Annotated in this window: 17 protein-coding genes; 9 read left to right on the top strand and 8 right to left on the bottom strand. The window is 69.1% G+C overall.

What is annotated here, in order from left to right:
- The first annotated feature begins 132 nt into the window (after positions 1-132).
- Positions 133-366 carry a hypothetical protein gene (locus tag CFN78_RS29285; protein ID WP_165777660.1) on the top strand — a complete coding sequence of 78 codons (234 nt, stop codon included), beginning with the start codon at positions 133-135 and terminating at the stop codon, positions 364-366.
- Positions 363-1,511, top strand: a complete 1,149-nt coding sequence (locus CFN78_RS21790) for a sensor histidine kinase (protein WP_240519614.1) — start codon at positions 363-365, stop codon at positions 1,509-1,511. The genes CFN78_RS29285 and CFN78_RS21790 overlap by 4 nt, the downstream gene beginning before the upstream one ends.
- Before the next feature lie 39 nt (positions 1,512-1,550).
- Here the strand turns inward: CFN78_RS21790 and CFN78_RS21785 are convergent, their stop codons facing one another.
- Positions 1,551-3,443, bottom strand: coding sequence for a S9 family peptidase (locus CFN78_RS21785; RefSeq protein ID WP_094864719.1), 1,893 nt, complete (start codon positions 3,441-3,443; stop codon positions 1,551-1,553).
- A 282-nt stretch (positions 3,444-3,725) separates the two neighbouring features.
- Positions 3,726-4,196 carry an STAS domain-containing protein gene (locus CFN78_RS21780; protein ID WP_133116417.1) on the bottom strand — a complete coding sequence of 157 codons (471 nt, stop codon included), beginning with the start codon at positions 4,194-4,196 and terminating at the stop codon, positions 3,726-3,728.
- Between the two features lie 384 nt (positions 4,197-4,580).
- Here CFN78_RS21780 and CFN78_RS21775 point away from each other — a divergent pair, with 384 nt between their 5' ends.
- Positions 4,581-5,378 carry an SDR family oxidoreductase gene (locus CFN78_RS21775; protein ID WP_094864804.1) on the top strand — a complete coding sequence of 266 codons (798 nt, stop codon included), beginning with the start codon at positions 4,581-4,583 and terminating at the stop codon, positions 5,376-5,378.
- An 85-nt stretch (positions 5,379-5,463) separates the two neighbouring features.
- Here CFN78_RS21775 and CFN78_RS21770 read toward each other — a convergent pair whose 3' ends face one another.
- Together CFN78_RS21770 and CFN78_RS21765 are read right to left on the bottom strand one after the other, a co-directional pair.
- Complete coding sequence (locus tag CFN78_RS21770; RefSeq protein ID WP_094864717.1) at positions 5,464-5,904, bottom strand: SRPBCC family protein; 441 nt, start codon at positions 5,902-5,904, stop codon at positions 5,464-5,466.
- A 143-nt stretch (positions 5,905-6,047) separates the two neighbouring features.
- Positions 6,048-6,656, bottom strand: coding sequence for a VC0807 family protein (locus CFN78_RS21765; RefSeq protein WP_094864716.1), 609 nt, complete (start codon positions 6,654-6,656; stop codon positions 6,048-6,050).
- A 148-nt stretch (positions 6,657-6,804) separates the two neighbouring features.
- Between CFN78_RS21765 and CFN78_RS21760 the strand changes: the two genes are divergently transcribed.
- Positions 6,805-7,413, top strand: coding sequence for a TetR/AcrR family transcriptional regulator (locus CFN78_RS21760; protein WP_094864715.1), 609 nt, complete (start codon positions 6,805-6,807; stop codon positions 7,411-7,413).
- Positions 7,414-7,443: 30 nt separating this feature from the next.
- Here the strand turns inward: CFN78_RS21760 and CFN78_RS21755 are convergent, their stop codons facing one another.
- A complete protein-coding gene (locus CFN78_RS21755) occupies positions 7,444-7,983 on the bottom strand; it encodes a putative immunity protein (RefSeq protein ID WP_094864714.1) in 540 nt (179 codons plus the stop codon).
- Positions 7,984-8,119: 136 nt separating this feature from the next.
- Between CFN78_RS21755 and CFN78_RS21750 the strand changes: the two genes are divergently transcribed.
- The 3 genes from CFN78_RS21750 to CFN78_RS21740 all read left to right on the top strand — a co-directional run bounded on the left by CFN78_RS21750 (position 8,120) and on the right by CFN78_RS21740 (position 9,674).
- Positions 8,120-8,632, top strand: coding sequence for a GNAT family N-acetyltransferase (locus CFN78_RS21750; protein ID WP_094864713.1), 513 nt, complete (start codon positions 8,120-8,122; stop codon positions 8,630-8,632).
- Between the two features lie 270 nt (positions 8,633-8,902).
- Positions 8,903-9,268: a hypothetical protein gene (locus CFN78_RS21745; RefSeq protein WP_133116416.1), complete on the top strand. Its 366-nt coding sequence runs from the start codon at positions 8,903-8,905 to the stop codon at positions 9,266-9,268.
- Between the two features lie 37 nt (positions 9,269-9,305).
- Positions 9,306-9,674 carry a hypothetical protein gene (locus CFN78_RS21740; protein WP_094864711.1) on the top strand — a complete coding sequence of 123 codons (369 nt, stop codon included), beginning with the start codon at positions 9,306-9,308 and terminating at the stop codon, positions 9,672-9,674.
- Positions 9,675-10,028: 354 nt separating this feature from the next.
- Here the strand turns inward: CFN78_RS21740 and CFN78_RS21735 are convergent, their stop codons facing one another.
- Together CFN78_RS21735 and CFN78_RS21730 are read right to left on the bottom strand one after the other, a co-directional pair.
- Positions 10,029-12,842, bottom strand: a complete 2,814-nt coding sequence (locus tag CFN78_RS21735; protein ID WP_094864710.1) for an AfsR/SARP family transcriptional regulator — start codon at positions 12,840-12,842, stop codon at positions 10,029-10,031.
- A complete protein-coding gene (locus CFN78_RS21730) occupies positions 12,839-14,692 on the bottom strand; it encodes an AfsR/SARP family transcriptional regulator (RefSeq protein WP_094864709.1) in 1,854 nt (617 codons plus the stop codon). The genes CFN78_RS21735 and CFN78_RS21730 overlap by 4 nt, the downstream gene beginning before the upstream one ends.
- Before the next feature lie 132 nt (positions 14,693-14,824).
- On the opposite strand from CFN78_RS21730, the gene CFN78_RS21725 reads away from it, so the two are divergent.
- The gene (locus CFN78_RS21725; protein WP_094864708.1) at positions 14,825-16,672 is read left to right on the top strand and encodes an AfsR/SARP family transcriptional regulator; all 1,848 of its coding nucleotides are present in this window, start codon (positions 14,825-14,827) and stop codon (positions 16,670-16,672) included.
- 73 nt (positions 16,673-16,745) lie between these two features.
- Here the strand turns inward: CFN78_RS21725 and CFN78_RS28805 are convergent, their stop codons facing one another.
- A complete protein-coding gene (locus tag CFN78_RS28805; RefSeq protein WP_133116415.1) occupies positions 16,746-16,964 on the bottom strand; it encodes a hypothetical protein in 219 nt (72 codons plus the stop codon).
- A 68-nt stretch (positions 16,965-17,032) separates the two neighbouring features.
- Here CFN78_RS28805 and CFN78_RS21720 point away from each other — a divergent pair, with 68 nt between their 5' ends.
- Positions 17,033-17,260, top strand: a complete 228-nt coding sequence (locus CFN78_RS21720; protein ID WP_094864707.1) for a hypervirulence associated TUDOR domain-containing protein — start codon at positions 17,033-17,035, stop codon at positions 17,258-17,260.
- The last annotated feature ends 7 nt before the right edge of the window (positions 17,261-17,267 follow it).

Below are 17,267 nucleotides of genomic sequence, written 5' to 3'. Positions count from 1 at the left end.
GTGTGGTCCACAGTGGACACCGGCGCCGGCTGACGCGACGAGACACGTATGACACAGCGTCACTACCGGCCCCACGGTCGGGCGCGGACACTTCGGGGTGCCAGTCAGCCTGCCCGACGACGGAGACCGCCCATGGATCCCAGAGCCGTGCGCATCGTGCTGGTGGCCACCATGGTTGCCTTCCTCCTGGTCTGCGTGGTGTGCCTCGTTCACTTCCTGGACCTCGGTATCCTTCCCGGCGAGGTGGGATCGTGGATCGAGGACAACCAATGGCTGGCGTGGACGGCCGCGGCCATCGCCGGGATGAGCGCCCTGATGCTCATGCCGGCCCTGGTGGTTTCCCGGCGGCCGGATCACGAACGGTGAGACTGTCCGGGAACGAGGCGCACACGACGTCCGAGCAGGTCAAGACGATCAGGGGACGGTTGCACCGGCTCAATCTCGCCGTCCTGCTGCCGCTGCTCGGCACGGTCGGGACGCTGCTGCTCGTCGCCGATTCCGAGACCTGGTGGGAAGCCGCGGTCCTGGCGCTGGGTGTGGTGGTGGCCCTGACCGTCCTCGGGCACTGGGTGGGCGAGGACATCTCCAGGGTGGCGATCCCCGGCATGATCATCACCGCCGCCGTGTGGCCGTTCGGCACCCTGGTGTCCGGCAGTCATACCGCGTCGTTCTGCCTCTCGATCGTGGGTGCCATCGTCGTGGTCCACCGGCCCCGTCACCGGGGGGCGGCCGCCTTCGGGTTGATCGCCTACGTCGCCGCCGTCGGTGCGGCGAGACTGCTGGTGTCCTCGAGCGGTACCACCGACGTTCTCGTCAACTACGTCCTCCTGCCGACCGGGAGTGCCGTTCTGACCCTCGCCGCCATTTTCGTCAGCAAGCTGTTCTACGACCTCGTCGGCGAACTGGAACAGGCCCGGGGACGGGAAGCGGAGCTGGCCGTCACCCGCGAGCGCGTGCGCTTCGCCAGCGATCTGCACGACATCCAGGGGCACACGCTCCACGTCGTGAAGCTGAAGACTGCGCTGGCCCGGAAATTGGTACGCCGCGACGCCGAGCGAGCTGAGGAGGAGCTGGGCGAGATCCATCTCCTGGTCGCCGACACGATCAGCCAGACCAAGGAACTGGCGTACGCGCAGCGAAGGCTCAATCTCTCCGCCGAGCTGGAGAACGCGAAGAACCTCTTCGAGGCAGCGGGCATTCTCGTGCGCGTGAACCGTGAGGCGGACGCCGACCCACGCCGGAGCGAGATGCTCGGCCAGGTGCTCCGCGAGACCACGACCAACATTCTGCGCCACGCTCAGGCGACCCGGGTGCGAATCACCCTGTCGGACACGGGCATCGTCATCACCAACGACGGTGCCCGCGGGGACTCGGTGCCCGAACTCAGCGGACTGCGCACGCTGAAGCGGCGGGTGGCCGACGACGGGGGCGAGCTCAGGGTGGAGCAGCGGGAGGGCAGGTTCACCACCGCGGCGGAGTTCCCGGCCCCCGCTGGCGGAGGAAACCGCTGACGGCGGAGGCCGGGTCGTGCCGGCGGAGGGTGGCCCTTGTCAGCCCCGGTACTCCCGGCCACCCAGGTGCTGGGCGAGGAAGCGCTCGGCCGCCCGGAACATCGTGACCAGGTTCTCCGGGTTGACGATGAAGTGACCCTCGTCGTCGAACACCAGGTAGTCCACGTCGACCCCACGGGCGCGCAGGGCGTCAACGATCTGGTCGGACTCGGTCCGCACCACGCGGGTGTCGTTGGCCCCCTGCACGACCATCAACGGAGTGCGGATGGCCTCGACCCTGCTGATCGGTGAGCGGGCGAGAATGTCCGCCTCCTGCACGGGGTCGGCGGGGTCGCCGACGTAGCGGTACCAGTTCACCCCCAGCGACGGCTTCGCGTATTCGGGCACGCTGCGCATGAAGGTGGCCAGGTTGGAGATGCCGACGTACTCGACGGCGGCGGCGAAACGGTCCGGGGTGAAGCTGACCCCGACCAGGGTCGCGTAACCACCGTACGACCCGCCGAAGATCCCGACCCGGTCCGGGTCGGCGTATCCCTGTTCGACCGCCCAGTCGACGGCGTCGATGAGGTCGTCGTGCATCTTCCCGGCGAACTCGCCGACTGCGGCCTGCATGTGGGCCTTGCCGAACCCGGCCGAGCCGCGGAAGTTGACCTGCAGTACCGCGTAGCCGCGATTGGCCAGCACCTGCACGGACCGGTCGCCGCCCCAGGCGTCACGGGTCCACGGCCCGCCGTGCACCAGCAACACCATCGGCAGATTCGACGGCTCCACGCCGACCGGCAGGGTGAGGTACGAGGGAAGCCGGAGTCCGTCGCGGGCGGTGATCGTGACCGGGACGGTCGGGGCCATCACGTCCGGGTCGAGGTGCGGGTTCGGCCGGAACAGCATCCGGCTCTCCCCGGTGGAGTGGTCGTAGAACCAGGTCACGCCGGGATCGCGGTCGTGGGAGAAGGAGACGACCCACCGCCGCCCGTCCCGGTCGGAGGAGATCGACGCCAGGTCACCATCGGAGAGGGACTCCAAATTGGCCAGTACCTCCGCGAAACCCGGCTCCAGCGCATGGATCACCTGCCGCTGCCCGAGATAGCGCGCCCCCAGCAACTCCCCCGTCCGCCGATCCCGGATCAGCGGTGCGGGCAACTTGGTCAGTGCCTGCGCGCGGCCGTCCAGGTCGAAGGTGGGATGGCTGTCGACCTCGGTCTCCTCGCCGGTGGCGAGGTCGATGCGGACGAGCCTGGTGCGGTCGGTACCGCGGTTCGATCCGACCCAGAGGCCGGTGCCGTCGGGGGTGACCACGAAGGGGTAGACGCCCACCGGGTAATCGGTACCCGCGAAGGTCGTGACGTGGCGCGGCTCGCCGGCACCATCGCAGGCGCGCAGGACCTCGGTGTCCCCCTCGTCGTTCAGGCGCTCGACGAGCAGCGACCCGTCACCGACGTAGTGCACGGCCTTGACCGCGTCGACGTCACCGGAGAGCAGGGTGAGCTCGCCGGTCGCGATGTCGAGTTCGTGCAGCTCGACCGCGATCCCCTCCCGGCCGGTGAGCTGCACGATCGCCGTGCCCGGCCGCTGCGGCGGCAACTGGAGATCGAGCACGCGGGAACCGGGGAACGGCGTCAGGTCGACCGTGTCCGCGCCCGGATCGTCGAGATCGACCCGGAAGATGTGCCAGTTCTCGTCACCGCCGTCGTCCTGCAGATAGAGCAGCCAACGCGGGTCATCGGTCCACCGGTAGTCCTGGACCGTACGGGTTTCGTCGGCGGTCACACAGCGGGCTTCCGCATCGGAGTCGAGATCCTGGATCCACACATTGAGCCGGTTCTTCCACGGAGCCAGGAAAGCCAGTCGCGTGCCGTCGGGCGAAATGGTCGCGCCGGTCCGCTCCGGCGGGCGCAGAAAGTCCTCGACGGCGATCGTCTCGGGCAGTGCCATGATCGTTCTCCTCGGTCGTCGACGGTGTTGCCTCCTCCCGTCAGCAGACGCTGTGCCGCAACGGCATACGCAACCACCAAACGTTGTGAACGTGGTCACTCCACCGATGCTCGTGTCCACAAGGGACGCGGAGCTCTGGGGCTCGGCCGAGGCAGAGCAGGCGACGACGGCTCCGGCGCGAACGCCGAGAATTCGGCGGGTGACCGACCCTCACGGGCGAGCCTGTGCCGCGACCGAGACGGAGAACTCACCGTCAGCGGGCCGAGGTGGCGTGCCCGGCTGTCAGGTCACGGCCTCCCGGGCCGAGCCGGCGGAAGCGCCGGAGGACAGGCTGGTGACACGCCGGGTATCGGAGGCATCCGAGCGGATGCCTTCGTCGCGGATCTGCATGTGGTCCAGCCATCCGAGCAGGCGCAGTGGACGGCTGACGGCCCGGCTGAACGCGAACCGGCACGGCCGATGCGACTCGGCACATCGCTGCGACAGGTGCATGAGCAGCGTCAGCCCGTCGGTGCAGCAGAACGACACCCGAGTGAGGTCGATCTCCAGAGCCGCCGTACGGGACTGCGGCTCGTTTTCCAGCGCTCCGCAGAGGGCACCGAGCGAACACGGATCGACGTCGCCGTCGGCCGTCACCAGGATGCCACCGGCCTTGGCGCGGACGTGGACCACCAAGCCGGTCGCGCGAAACTCTGTCGCCGCCTCTCGCGGCATTGTCGGCTGCCGCGACCCGGCGCTGTACGCGTTACTCACTTGTTCCTCCGCGAGGACACATGCGGAGACGGCAACAGCGTCGCCGCACGTGTCCGACCTCGGCCCACTGCGAGGTGGGCGTGTGTTCGGACGTACAACCGCTGCTGCTCAACGGAATGACAGCCACCCTCGACGCTACTACGCCGACCTGCGAGGTCAACCCTCTCGCCGGGTACGAGCGACCAGCCCGCATTCCTTCCGGTCCTGGTTCGCCGTATCGCGTGTGGCATCTCCGTTCGCCGCTCCCCCGCCGCCCCGCTCCGGCAGCGGATTCGTGCCGCCCCTGGCTGGGTATCACTCGCGGAACGCCGATGAAGGAGGAATCCAGTGGCCGACTCGCCGCAACCGGAACAACAGCAGAACCCACCAGGTACCACGGACCGGATGGATCCGGCGCCGCGGGACACCATGGGCGACTACCAGGGCCGCGACCTGCTCCGTGACCGGCGTGCACTGATCACCGGTGGCGATTCCGGCATCGGCCGTGCCGTGGCCATCGCCTTCGCCAAGGAAGGCGCCGACATCGCGATCGCCTACCTCGATGAACACGAGGACGCGGAGCGGACCGCCGAACACGTGCGTGCCGAAGGGCGCGCCTGCGTGCTGCTGCCGGGCGATTTGGCGAGCGCCGAGCAGTGTGCCGCCGTGGTCGACCAGACCACGCGGCAACTCGGCGGTCTCGACGTACTGGTGAACAACGTGGCCGTCCAGTGGCCGCTGGACTCGCCCGAGCAACTGACCGAAGAGCAGTGGATGCGCACCTTCGACGTCAACATCCACAGCTACTTCCGGGTGACCGCCGCCGCGCTTCCCCACCTGGGTGAGGGGGCCGCCATCATCAACACCGGCTCGGTCAACGGCCTGCGCGGCAACAAGTCACTCATCGACTACTCGGCCACCAAGGGCGCCGTGCACGCCTGGACCTACTCCATGGCACAAGCCCTTGCCTCGCGCGGTGTCCGGATAAACTGTGTCGCCCCCGGTCCGGTGTGGACACCACTCATACCCTCGACGTTCTCGGCGGAGAAGACGGCCGACTTCGGCACCCAGGTCCCCTACGGACGACCGGCCCAGCCCGACGAACTCGCGCCCTCCTACGTGTTCCTCGCGTCGAATCGCATGTCGTCGTACTACACCGGCGAAGTGCTCGCCCCCCTCGGCGGTGAGACCACCCCGGGCTGAGCGGACACCGGCGCCGACGACGGGGGCGTCGGCGCCGGTGCCCGGCATCGGCGTGCTCGCGGCGCCCGCTGCGACGGGCCGGGATTCAGTCTATGGCCCCGAAAATGCCGGTGAGACTGCGTTCCGTGTCAACGCCCACCTTCTCGAACACGCCCTTGGCAATGGGCGCGGCCAGCTTCGCGGCACCGAGGAACTCGATGGTGGCGTGGTAGGCGATCTCGGTCGTCCCCGGGCGGTCACCGGGCGCGATCCGGATGTCGTCGGCCGTGGTCGCGGTGTCGTTGTTGCCGGTGAACACCAGGTTCCCCGGCTTCAGTGTGGTGAGTTCGTAGGTCAGGGCCGTCTCGATACCGGCGATCTTCGACACGTTGCGCCACTGGGTACCGATCTCGACGGGGCCGCTCCCGATCCGTTCGCAGGACACGGTCCCGGGGTCCCATTCGGCGGCGTTCGAGAAGTCCCGCAGGTAATCGTGCACCTGCTCGGGCGGGGTGCTGACGGTGAACGTACGGGTGACCTCGACCATGACTTCAATCCTTTGTCCAGGGGAACAGGAGTGACGCCGGAATGCCCGGTACCCGGCCCGCGCAAACGGTGCGCACGAGCAGGCCGAAGCCGGAAAGGCGGCTCGCCACACATGGGAGGTCGGTCCGGACGCGCCGGGGCGGGTCACGCGGACACGAGTGTCCGCCAGAGCGCACGGGTGTACACCAGGTTCCAGGCGGCCACCAGTGCCAAGGTGCCCCAGAGCAGCACATCCGACACCGCCACCATGACGTCGACCGGAAGCGTGTAGACCAGCGGGACGCGCAGGACGGCCTCCGTGAGCAGAGCGACACCCCAGACGACGGCGCTGATGATCATCCGCCGCCGCACGTCCGCGTCGTGTTGGAACATCTCGTCGAGCCGGCCCGCCCACCACGGTTGGGCGGTCTGGGCGGCCGACAGGGTCAGCGGACGCCCGGTCACGGCGCTGAGCAGGAAGACGAGGCCGAGCCCGGCGGTGAGGATCGAATCCTTGAACAGCAGGAAGCGGGCGTCGCCGGACAGGAAGGTCAGCAACAGGCCCAGGCCGAAGACCGCGAGCATGGTCGCGGCGAACCAGGTGACCTGTCGCCGTCGTATCGCCACCCAGACCAGCCGGGTCGCCGCCAGGACGCCGGCGACCAGCAGCGCGGTCCGCTCGGAGACGCCGGCGAGCCGCAGGACGTAGTAGGTGCCGACCGTGGCGCCGATGTCCCATGCGGCCGTGAAGAGTGCGGCCGATCGGGCACTCATAGGATCCCCTGTCTTAAGTCAATCGTATTGCTACACTTGACGCTAGCAGTACAACTGACTTGCCACCAGTGGCGGGCTCGTATCGCCGGAGCGCCCGAGGATCGGTCCACGGGGGCCGGAATTCGGCCGAGGACAGGGAGGAGCACACATGGCCCAGCGGGTGGACCACGAGCAGCGCAGGAACCGGATCGCCGATGCGCTGACCCGGATCGCGGTCGATCGTGGTCTCGACGACGTCGGGTTGCGCGAGATCGCCGGCGAGGCCGAGGTCTCCCTCGGACAGTTGCAGCACTACTTCCGCAGCAAGGACGAACTCCTGTTGTTCGCACTGCGGCGGGTCGGCGAGCTCGCCACACAGCGAGTGGGTGAGCGGCTCGCGTCCGATGGGCCCACGACCCCGTACCTGCTCATCCGCACGACCCTGCGGGAGATGCTGCCACTCGACCCGCAAAGCCGCTCCGGGCTGCTCGTGCACGTGGCCTTTCTGTCCAGGGCGGTGCACGACGAGGAGCTACGGACGATCACCCGCGACGGCACGCGTCCGCTGGCCGCACTGTTCGCCGGCCAGCTGCACCGCGCGGCCGAGGCGCGCGCTCTGACCCCCGGCCGGGATCCGGACACCGAAGCGGAACTGCTGGTCTGCCTGGCCGAGGGACTGGCCAATTACGTGCTGCTCGACGTACACGATCCCGGCACCGCGATGGCCCTGATGGACCGCCATCTGGACGCCCTGTTCACCGCCACCGCGCGCGCGTGACATGCCCGTCATCCACGTCGCGACCAGCCATCAAAGGTCGGCACGCAAGGATTCGTCCAAAGTGGACATGAGCTGCGCGACACGGTTCCGTCCCGCCGGGGCAGGCGGGTAGCGCCGAAGTACGTCGATCAGGACCGGGGTGGCACGTCGCCCGGCCTGCTCGATCGACTCGGTTCCGGCTTCGGGATCGTCGCCCGCGCGCAACTCTGCTATCCGCGCCACGCAGGCCGCGGCACGCAGGATGTGGCCGACCTGGGTAGCTCTGGCGATCGGATGGAGGTACGCGGCGGACGCGGCATCGCCCGCGGCCCGGGCGGCGAGGCGCCCAGTCTCGGTGGCCGCGTCCTTCGCGGCCCTGTGTGCGTCCAGCGAGGTGACGCGCTGCAGCCTCGTCCTGTTCGCGCCGCCGACGAACTCCCGGGCGGCGTCGACGGCGGCACGGGGCCGGGCGTCATCAGGATGGAGTTCCTCGAATACGGGCAGGACGGCTTCCGCGCTCTCCACCACGTAACGTGCGACCACTCGCAGCTCGCTCATCGTCAGTTCGAAGTCCCCGGACACGACCGTCATGACATGACTCTCCCATGGCCGACACGCGACCCGGCCGAGACTCGGCACACCCGTTCGGACCACCCGGCGACAGCTTCCGTCCGGCCGCGCCGGGATGCTCGCCTGCCCGACGCCCGAAAGCCACGATGGAAACGTGATGACGTCGGAGATCCGCCTCGCCCGCCCTGCCGAACTCGACGCCGTGGCCCGGCTGCGGTGGCGCTGGGTCGCCGAGCGGGACGGCCTGCCGGACGACGGACGCGACCGGTTCGTGCGGGAGTTCACCGCGTGGGCGAGAAGGAACGAGGCCACGCACCGGGGCATGGTTCTCGTGCGCGGTGGTGAGGTCATCGGGATGGCGTTCCTCGTCGTCATCGCGCGGGTTCCGAGCCCGCGGGTGTTCTCGCGGGCCTCCGGAGACCTCCAGTGCGTCTACGTGGTACCGGAGGCCCGCGACGACGGCCTCGGTGGCCGGCTGATCGACGCGATTCTGCGTCTGGCCGCAGAATTGGGACTGGAACGGGTCACCGTGCATTCCTCGATGCGCGCTGTACCGGTGTACGAACGGCACGGATTCTCCGCGTCGCCGCATTTGCTGCAGACCGAGCTGACTGCCCGTGCAAGCCACGCGACAGACCATCCCCTCGGAACCGGCAACACACCGAGCTGACCGTGGAGTGGACGCGGTTGCGCTCCTGTTGCGGCACAAGCAATGCCGTGCACGGCAAGTCCGCTGATCGATGACCGCGACACGCCGGAAACTCCGAAAACAACGCCGGCACACCCCTCCTCCTGTTGCCCGAAAATGCTTTTCTTCGGACAACAAGGGACATGGCGAATGAACCCGAAGCCGCTTACCGTCACCAATACGGTCAGAAAAAAACGCAATGCCAGCGCATGGCGTTTCGCACTGACACGGCGATCACAGGAGGTTCAGTCGATGCCCATGAAACGTACGCTGCTGGCAGCCGTCGTAGCGCCCACCGTGATCGGGGCGGGCATCATCGCCACCACGGGCGTGAGCCAGGCGGAGAGTACCTACAACTTCCGGCTGTCGAACTTCTCCGCCACCGTGGCCGACATCTGTGTTCACACCGACACCGACAAGGTCTGCTCGGGCGAGTGGCCCCAAGGAAAGTCCACAGTAGTCGAGGTGAGGGCGAACAGCGCCAACGACTGGAAGTGCGAAGCCAAGGTCGTGATGGGCGGGAACGTGTCCTCCGGTCTCTTCGACCGGTCCGAGGCCAAGGAGTGCTACCTGGAAGGCCCTCTGTTCGCCACCACGCTGAAGACCAAGGCGCCGTAACCAGCCCTGTCCGACCGAGGAGGTTCCATTGATCAGGATGAAACGTACGCTGCTGACCGCCGTCGTCGCGCCCACCGTGATCGGGGCGGGCATCATCGCCACCACGGGCGTGAGCCAGGCGGAGAGTACCTACAACTTCCGATTGTCGAACTTCTCCGCGACCGTGGCCGAGATCTGCGTCGAGACAGATGCCGACAAGGCCTGCACCGGAGCTTGGAACACCGGGAAATCCGAAGTGTTCGAGGTGAAGGCGAACAGCGCCAACGACTGGAAGTGCACCGCACACATCCACGGCGCCGCCAATGATCCCGACATCTCCTCCGCGAACTTCGATCGCGCCGACGTCAAGGAGTGCAAGGTGAACGGCACCGCGTTTCACACGGTCATCAACCTCGAAGAACCCTGAGGCCCGTGAGTCGTTTCCGGTGAGCGGCTACCCGCGCCCGGTCGTGACACGGCGTGCTTCCTCTGCGGCGGCCGATGTGCGCGGCCATTCGGTCAAGACGGTTCTACTCTTCGGGCAACCACGTTGACCGGGGTGACCGCTACTGGAAGTCTTCAACTCGTTGCACGAACACGCGGAACTCATCGACGTCAACCAGAAAGGTCATCGCGAATGGCTATCTCGCGTGAGTTCGGAACGGCCGGTCTTCTCATCGCGGCGTCCGCGGCGCTCGCACTGTCGACCGCGGGCACCGGAAAGCGCGCCTGGGAACTGATCATCCTGTCGTGACAGCGGCGACAACTGCCGGATCGCCGGTCAGGACGACTTGGCAATATGGTCCATTGTGGACAGTTGGTCGAGTTCGGCGCGGACGTCGTCGGCCATCGCGTCCCCGAGCTGTTCGAAGATGATGAGAGCGCGAGACAGGGTGTCCAGGGCCTCGGTATGCCGGCCGGGCAGTCTCAGGTACGCATCGCCGAGGGCGCGCAGGGACAGAGCCTCTTCGCGGTGGGCGCCAACTTTTCGCGCCAGCCAGCGTGCCTCGATGAAGCAGGTCACCGCGGCACGCAGGTCGCCCGCGCGTACCTCCAGCTCGCCGATACCGCGCAGACTGGAACTCTGCCCGCTCAGCTCTCCCTGCTCCTTGCGCATCGCCAGCGCCTGCTCGTGACACTGCCGAGCCTCGGCCAACCTGCCCATCGCGGTGTACGCCTCGCCCAGGCTCGCCCGCAACCCCGACAACCGGGCGGCCTGCTCGCCGAACTCCCCCAGCAGCGCGTCCTCAAGCTGTTCGGCGGCCTCGGCGGGCCTGCCGAGGCCGAGCAGGGCGTAGGCGATGGCGTTGAGCACGTACGGACGTATACGCGGTTCGAGCCGGATCGCGTCCGAGGACAGCAGCTCCGAGGCCTCGGTCAGCACCCGTTCGAACTGACTGACCTGGGTGTAGGCGAGCAGCCGGTTGAACCGGCAGCGAACCTCGGCTTTCGCGTCGCCGAGGGCGCGGCACTGCTCCACCGCAACGGTCATCGCCTGCACCCATTCGGAGACGTTGCAGCGCAGGATGAAGAAGCCCATGAAGAAGTTGGGAATGTGCCAGGCGTACCGGAGAAAACCCGCGGACGCCGCGAGATCGATCGTCTCCAGCATGTTCGGCAGTTCCGCCTCACACCAGTCCGCCGCCGTTTCCGGATCCGCGAACACCGGCGGGACGACGTACTCGGGCAGGCTTCCCATGGACTCGGTGGATGCACGCCCCGGAGCGGACAGCCACTCGTCCGCCGCGCGCGCGCCGTGCAGATACCAGTCGAGCAGCCTGTGCAGGACCGCTTCCTTGTCCTCCTCCCGCTCCTCGATGTCGAAGCGCTCCAGCGCGTACGAGCGCAACAGGTCGTGCAGTTGGTAACGCCCCGTCGCCGGCACCACCTCGAGCAGGTGGGCCTCCCGCAACGCCTCGGTGGCGCGTTCGGCGTCCCGGTGCGCCACGCCGGCCAGCGCCGCGGCTATCGCCACCGAGATCTCCTTGCCCGGAAACCGTCCGAGCAGACGGAACATCCGCGCGTGCTCGGGCGGGAGCGCGGCGTACGACCAGGAGAAGACCGCGCGCAGGGTGGTGCTCTCCTCCCCCACGGACAGCGCGTCGAGCCGCCGTTCCTGCTCGTCGAGTTCGGCGACCATCTCGGCGAGATCACGACGTGAGCGCAAAGCCGCACGCTCCGCGACGATCCGCAGGGCCAAGGGCATCAACCCGCACCGATGCACCAGCTGCACGGCGGCCCTCCGCTCGGCCGCGACCCGCCGCCGCCCGGCGACCTCGGCGAGCAGGGCGAGCGCTTCGGACTCGGTGAGCACCCCGACCGGCAACCGCAACGCTCCCTCGCTGACCACGAGCCCGCGCAGCCACCGGCGACTGGTGACGATGGTCAGGCAGCCGTCCGTGCCGGGCAGCAGCGGACGAACCTGCTCGGCATCCAGCGCGTTGTCCAGCACGAGCAGGGTCCGGGTCCCGGCGAGCAGCGTGCGCAGGTGGGCCACCCGCGCGTCGGCGTGCGCCGGTATCCGGTTCGACGGCACCCCGAGGTCGCGCAGCAAACGTCCCGCCGCGTCACCGGCGGACAGCGGGCCGGCCGCCCCGGCGAATCCGCGCAGGTCGACGTACAGCCGTCCGTCCGGGAACCGGTCGGCGACCTCGTTCACGAAGTGCACCGCGAGTGCGGTCTTTCCGGCACCGCCGGCGCCGTGCAGCACGATCAGCCGGGGAGAACCGGCCGGTGCCCGCATGAACTCGTGCATCCGGGCCAGTTCGGCGTCCCTGCCGACGTAGGAGCGCACGTCCGCCGGGAGATGCACCGGCGGGAGGTTGACGACCTGCGCGGTCTGCGCGTCACCGGTCACCCGGTCCCGCAGCGACACCAGCTCGGCCGTCGGCAGCACGCCGAGTTCCTCGCGCAGCGTCCGCTCGACGAGCTCGTAGTGGGCCAGGGCCTCGTCGTCCCGGCCGCATTGGTGCATGGCCTCGATGAGACACACGGCGAGCCGTTCCCGCATCAGGTGCGCCGCGGCGGGCTCGTGCAGGGTGGCCACGACTTCGGCCGCCCCGCCCAGTTCCAGCATCGCGGGCGCCCAGGCCTCGAGCGCGTTCAGGTACTGCTCGGTACACGCGTCCCGTTGCACCTGGGCGAACGGGCCGGGGACGTCCGTGAGCGGTACGCCCCGCCATTTCGACAGGGCCGCGCCAAGAGAGGCCGCCGCCTCGTCCAGCCTGCCTTCGGCCGCGGCGTACCTCCCCGCGTCCGCCAGTTCGGTGAACTGGTGGACGTCGACCGCGCCCATGGGAAGGAGAAGCTGATACCCGCGACCTACCCGCACCAGCAGGTTGGACGGCTCGCTGGGCGGCCGCTCCGGCTCCAGCGCCCGACGGAGGCCGGACACGTAGGTCTGCACGTTGCCTGCCGCGCTCGGCGGCGCGGCCACTCCCCAGACCAGGGTGATCAGATCGTCCAGCGGGACGACGTCCGGGCTGCGCATCGCCAGTACCGCCAGCACCGCCTGCCTGGTGGGGCTGCCGAGGGCGACCGGCCTGCCCTCCACGAGCGCCTGGACCGGGCCGAGCAGATCGATCTGGACGGTCACAGCACACCCCCGTCGTGCGAGTCGGGCTGCCGCGCGAGCCTGCGGCCATAGGTGCGAACCAGGTTCGGCAACCGGTAGCGATCCTCTCCGCAGCGATCCAGCAGGCAGGTTTCGAGCAGCTCGTCCAGCACGGCCGACGGCTCGGCGGAGGGGCCCGGCCAGTCCGGGTCAGTCCGGCGGAGCGTGTCGAATGAGAACTCCTGATCGGCCCTCGTGCTCAACCGGGAGAGCCCGGTGCGAGCGTCCCGGGACAGCGACGCGCCGGCGTGCTCCAGTCCGGCCAGGACGGACAGGCCGGTCCCGTCGCCCTCCGGCGAGAGCACTTCGAGTGGATCCTCGTGGTCGCCCTGCTCGTTGACGAAACCGCGAACCGCGTCCGCGTCGGCGCCGGCCTCGGCGAGGCGCACCGCGAGAACCCGCAGAGCCAGCGGAACGTGACCGCAGAAGGCCGCCGCGCGAGCCAGCCACGGATCCGCCGGATCGACGTCCAGTTTGTTGCCGCAGCCATCAGCGAGCAGTTCCGTGGCCGAGGCCGGGGACAGCTCGGTCAACGGCACGCTCCGTACCTCGCGCAGGGAGGACAGCCGGCGGCGGCTGGTGACGATGGCCGCGCTGTTGCCGCCTTCCGGCAGCAGCCGTGCGAGCTGCTCCGGGTCCGCGGCATCGTCGAACAGGACGAGGACCCGGCGGGCGGCCAGCAGCGCGCGCAACCGCGCGGCCTTCTGGTCGACCGCACCGGGGAGGTCGTCCACGTGCACGCCGAACGCGAGCAACTGGCGGTCGAGCACCTCGGCCACCGGGGCGGCCCCTGAATCCAGCGAGCCGGCCAGGTCCACGTAGAGCTGCCCGTCCGGGAACCGCTCCAGGTGGTCGTGCGCCAGCCGCAGAGCCAGCGCCGATTTTCCGATGCCGGCGTGCCCGCTGATCACCAGCGGCAGGCCCGGCTCCGGGGCGAGCCCGGCCAGCTCGTTGTCCCGGCCCACGAATCCCCACGGGCCGTGCGGGAGGTGGGCGGGGCCGGAACGTGTGGCCGCGCGTGCTCCGGCAGCGGGCGTGGGCGGGGTCTCCGGTTTCGCCGTGCCGGCACCGCCGTGCTCGGAGTCGACCTCACCAGTGAGCATCTGTTCGTAGAACCTGCCGAGCTCGGCGCCGGGCTTGGCACCCATCTCCTCGCGAAGCCGCCTGCGGAACGCGTCGAGTTCGGCGAGCGCCTCGGCGACCTGCCCATCGCAGTACAGACTTCTGCTGCGCAGCATGGCGACCCGCTCGTCCAGCGGATGGGCGTGGGCGAGGCTCGTGCTCTCGGCGAGGGATTCGGCGATACGCCCGGAGGCGAGCAGGGCCTGCGCGCGCAGCCTGCGCAGGGTCAGCCAGCGTTCGTCCAGTTTGTGCCGTTCCGCTTCGGCGAACGGGCCCTCGACGCCGGGAAGCGGGACGCCCTGCCACAGGCGCGCGGCCTCGGCGACGGCGGCCAGGCACGCCTCGCCGTCGTCGCCGGCCCAGGCATCGGTGGCCCGGTCGGCCCAGCGGTCGAACTCCAGTGCGTCCACGTCCCTGGCCGGCACGTCGAACCGGTAACCGTCCGGCTCCGTGCGCAGCACCTGGGGCGAGCCGAGCACCTTCCGCAACCCCGAGACGTAGGTGTGCACGTTGCCGGGGGCACTGCGCGGTGGATCCTGGCCCCACACGGCCCGGACGAGTTCGTCGCGTCGCACGGAATGCCCGGCGCGCAATGCCAGCGCGGCCAGTACCGCGCGCTGCCGAGGCCGGTCGACCGGTAACGCGACACCGTCACGCATGACCGCGACAGCACCGATCAGCCGGACGGACAGCGAGCCTTCAGCTTGCACACAACTGATCCTTCCACACCGGCGGGCCGGGACCCGCGCCTCCGTGCGCTCCGACGAGCCACTCGGCTGCTTACGCGAGGGCGAACCGCAGGCTGCTACCCTACGGCTCCGGAGCGCGCCAGAAGGACAACAATGGGTTACGGCAGTGCTATTTCGATCGAACTTTTGCGACCACTGCGACTCTGGGTAGCGGGCTCCGAGGTCGTGGCCGGGCCGCCCCGTCAACAGGCCGTCCTGGCTTTCCTCGCCGCGCACACGGGTGCCGTCCTGTCGCGGAGCGAGGTGATCGACGCGGTCTGGGGCGAGTCCGCCCCGGCATCGGTCACCGGCAATCTGCACACATACATGTCCGCTTTGCGCAGAATTCTTCGTGACGACACGGACAATGGCGAATCTTATTCACCATTGTTCACCAAGCGATCCGGATACGGACTGGAACTCAAAGACGACCAGGTCGATATTCGTCAGTTTGAGCGGGAGCTGGTAATGGCCTCCCATCTCCGGGCCGTCGGCTCACCCGAGGAGGCCATACCGCTGTGGCGGGGAGCGCTGCGACGGTGGGCGTCGACGCCGTTCGCCGGGATCGAAGCACCGTTCGTCGAAGCCGAACGGGCGCGCCTGACCACACTGTGGCTGGCCGCGATCGCCGATCTCGCCGAGACCTCCCTGAACAGCGGCAGTGAGGCCGACGTGCTCGACGCGCTCACCCGCCTCGAGGGGGCGATCAGCGAGCACCCGCTGCACGAACGGCTCGCCGAACTGCGCATCAGGATCCTGAACGCGCGCGGCCGCCGTGCGGACGCGCTGGCACAGTTCGAGCGCACCAGCGAGCAGCTCGCGGAGGTGCTCGGCATCGAGCCGGGGGATCCACTGCGGGACGCCCGCCGGGAGGCGATCGCCGGCCCCGCGACCCCGGCCGCCGCCCCGGGATCCCGGCGCAGCGGCACGAGAAGCACCGAACTGCCGCCGAAGGCGGCCGGCTTCGTCGGCAGGAACGCCGAGCGCACCGAACTGTTCGACCAGGTAGCGGAGCTGGCGGCGAACACCCAGGTCGTGTGTTCGATCGATGGTGCGCCCGGAGTCGGCAAGACGGCGCTCGCCCTCGAGTTCGCGCACCAGGCCGGTGACCTGTTTCCCGATGGCTGCCACTACGTCGACCTGCGCGGGCGGCACGGTACGAAACCGCCGATCACGGCCGCCGAGGCGCTGCGGGTGCTGCTGGAATCGGTCGGCGGGAACACCTTCGCCGTGCCGGACGGTCTCGACGAGCGAATCGGCGCTTACCACGGCCTGATGGCGGACAAGCGAGCACTGGTGCTGCTCGACGACGCCAGGGAGATCGGCCAGGTGCGGCCACTGCTCGCCGCGGGTGCGGGCACGATGGTCGTGATCACCAGCAGGCGCCGGCTCGGCGGACTCGTCGCCCGGGACGGGGCGGTACGGATCTCCCTCGACGTGCTGCCGCGCGGTGACGCCGTCGACATGCTCGCCGAGTCGCTCCCGCACACCACGGCGGAACGCGACGCCGAGGATCGGCATGAGAAGGATCTGGACGAGCTGGCGCACCTGTGCGGAGACCTGCCACTGGCCCTCTCCCTCGCGGCCGACCAATTGCACGGCATGCCATACCCGGACGTGCCCCTGCTACTGGAATGGTTGCGAGACAGGCGAACCCGGCTGTCCCGGCTCAGCTCGGCCGCCGAGGACAGTCCGCGCTACACACTGGAAGAAGCGTTCTTCTCGGCCTATTCCATTTTGGACACCGACAGCGCCGCGTTGTTCGTTCGCCTCGGGAAGATGGAGAACGACACGACCGCCGCCGCGGCGGCCGCCGCGACCGGCTGGACCGTCGAGCGTGCCCGGCACGCACTCGAGGAACTCGCGATGGCCAGCCTGCTCGACTGGGGCAGGCTGGACACCTACCACATTCCGCCGTTGGTGCACCTGTATGCCGGTGGGCTGCGCCGCGCCCGGCAGTAGCCGGAGGACGGCGGGCGACCGGCGACACCTCGACAGGAAACCACCGGCGGAACCCCTCCGTACGACCGTGAGTTCACCGGAGGATCAGTCGAACGACCACGAACGCCGCGAATGCCGAAGGCAGGGTTGCCACCGCGGTCGCACACCACGGCAGCCCGTCGACGGTCAGCACCATTACCAGGCCGCTCGACGTGTGGTGCGAGGCGTCCGCGCACCGTCGAGCAAGCACTCCCCCGGCGACCGGGTCCGGGATTGACTGTTCCGGGTTCGGGTACCCCTGGTTCACGGCCATGGCGTGCACCGCCGAAACGTTCCGGGGCAAACCGGGGCAACTTCCGCCGACGCGAAAGCAGGAATGACATGTCGAAAGAGCGCTACCGGCCCGGAGACGAGGTCGAGTGGTCCAGCCACGGCTCGCGGACGCACGGCGAGGTGGTGGAGGAGATCACCGAGAGCACCACGGCCGCCGGCCGGACCGTCGACGCCTCGCCGGACGAACCGCAGTACCGGGTGCGCAGTGCGAAAAGCGGAAAGGACGCGGTGCACAAGCCCGAGGCCATCCGTCCACATCGGACTCGTGACGACTAGGCCCTGT

Origin of the sequence: Amycolatopsis antarctica (genome assembly GCF_002262875.1) — a bacterium.
GTDB lineage: Bacteria > Actinomycetota > Actinomycetes > Mycobacteriales > Pseudonocardiaceae > Amycolatopsis > Amycolatopsis antarctica.
This window is presented reverse-complemented; position numbering and strand designations above follow the sequence as displayed.

Excerpts from the sequence above, each read along its gene's own strand:
- CFN78_RS29285 (WP_165777660.1), top strand. The coding sequence starts at position 133 with ATGGATCCCAGAGCCGTGCGCATCGTGCTGGTGGCCACCATGGTTGCC.
- CFN78_RS21785 (WP_094864719.1), bottom strand. The coding sequence starts at position 3,443 with ATGGCACTGCCCGAGACGATCGCCGTCGAGGACTTTCTGCGCCCGCCG.
- CFN78_RS21775 (WP_094864804.1), top strand. The coding sequence starts at position 4,581 with ATGGATCCGGCGCCGCGGGACACCATGGGCGACTACCAGGGCCGCGAC.
- CFN78_RS21770 (WP_094864717.1), bottom strand. The coding sequence starts at position 5,904 with ATGGTCGAGGTCACCCGTACGTTCACCGTCAGCACCCCGCCCGAGCAG.
- CFN78_RS21765 (WP_094864716.1), bottom strand. The coding sequence starts at position 6,656 with ATGAGTGCCCGATCGGCCGCACTCTTCACGGCCGCATGGGACATCGGC.
- CFN78_RS21760 (WP_094864715.1), top strand. The coding sequence starts at position 6,805 with ATGGCCCAGCGGGTGGACCACGAGCAGCGCAGGAACCGGATCGCCGAT.
- CFN78_RS21755 (WP_094864714.1), bottom strand. The coding sequence starts at position 7,983 with ATGACGGTCGTGTCCGGGGACTTCGAACTGACGATGAGCGAGCTGCGA.
- CFN78_RS21750 (WP_094864713.1), top strand. The coding sequence starts at position 8,120 with ATGACGTCGGAGATCCGCCTCGCCCGCCCTGCCGAACTCGACGCCGTG.
- CFN78_RS21745 (WP_133116416.1), top strand. The coding sequence starts at position 8,903 with ATGCCCATGAAACGTACGCTGCTGGCAGCCGTCGTAGCGCCCACCGTG.
- CFN78_RS21740 (WP_094864711.1), top strand. The coding sequence starts at position 9,306 with ATGAAACGTACGCTGCTGACCGCCGTCGTCGCGCCCACCGTGATCGGG.
- CFN78_RS21725 (WP_094864708.1), top strand. The coding sequence starts at position 14,825 with ATGGGTTACGGCAGTGCTATTTCGATCGAACTTTTGCGACCACTGCGA.
- CFN78_RS28805 (WP_133116415.1), bottom strand. The coding sequence starts at position 16,964 with ATGGCCGTGAACCAGGGGTACCCGAACCCGGAACAGTCAATCCCGGAC.
- CFN78_RS21720 (WP_094864707.1), top strand. The coding sequence starts at position 17,033 with ATGTCGAAAGAGCGCTACCGGCCCGGAGACGAGGTCGAGTGGTCCAGC.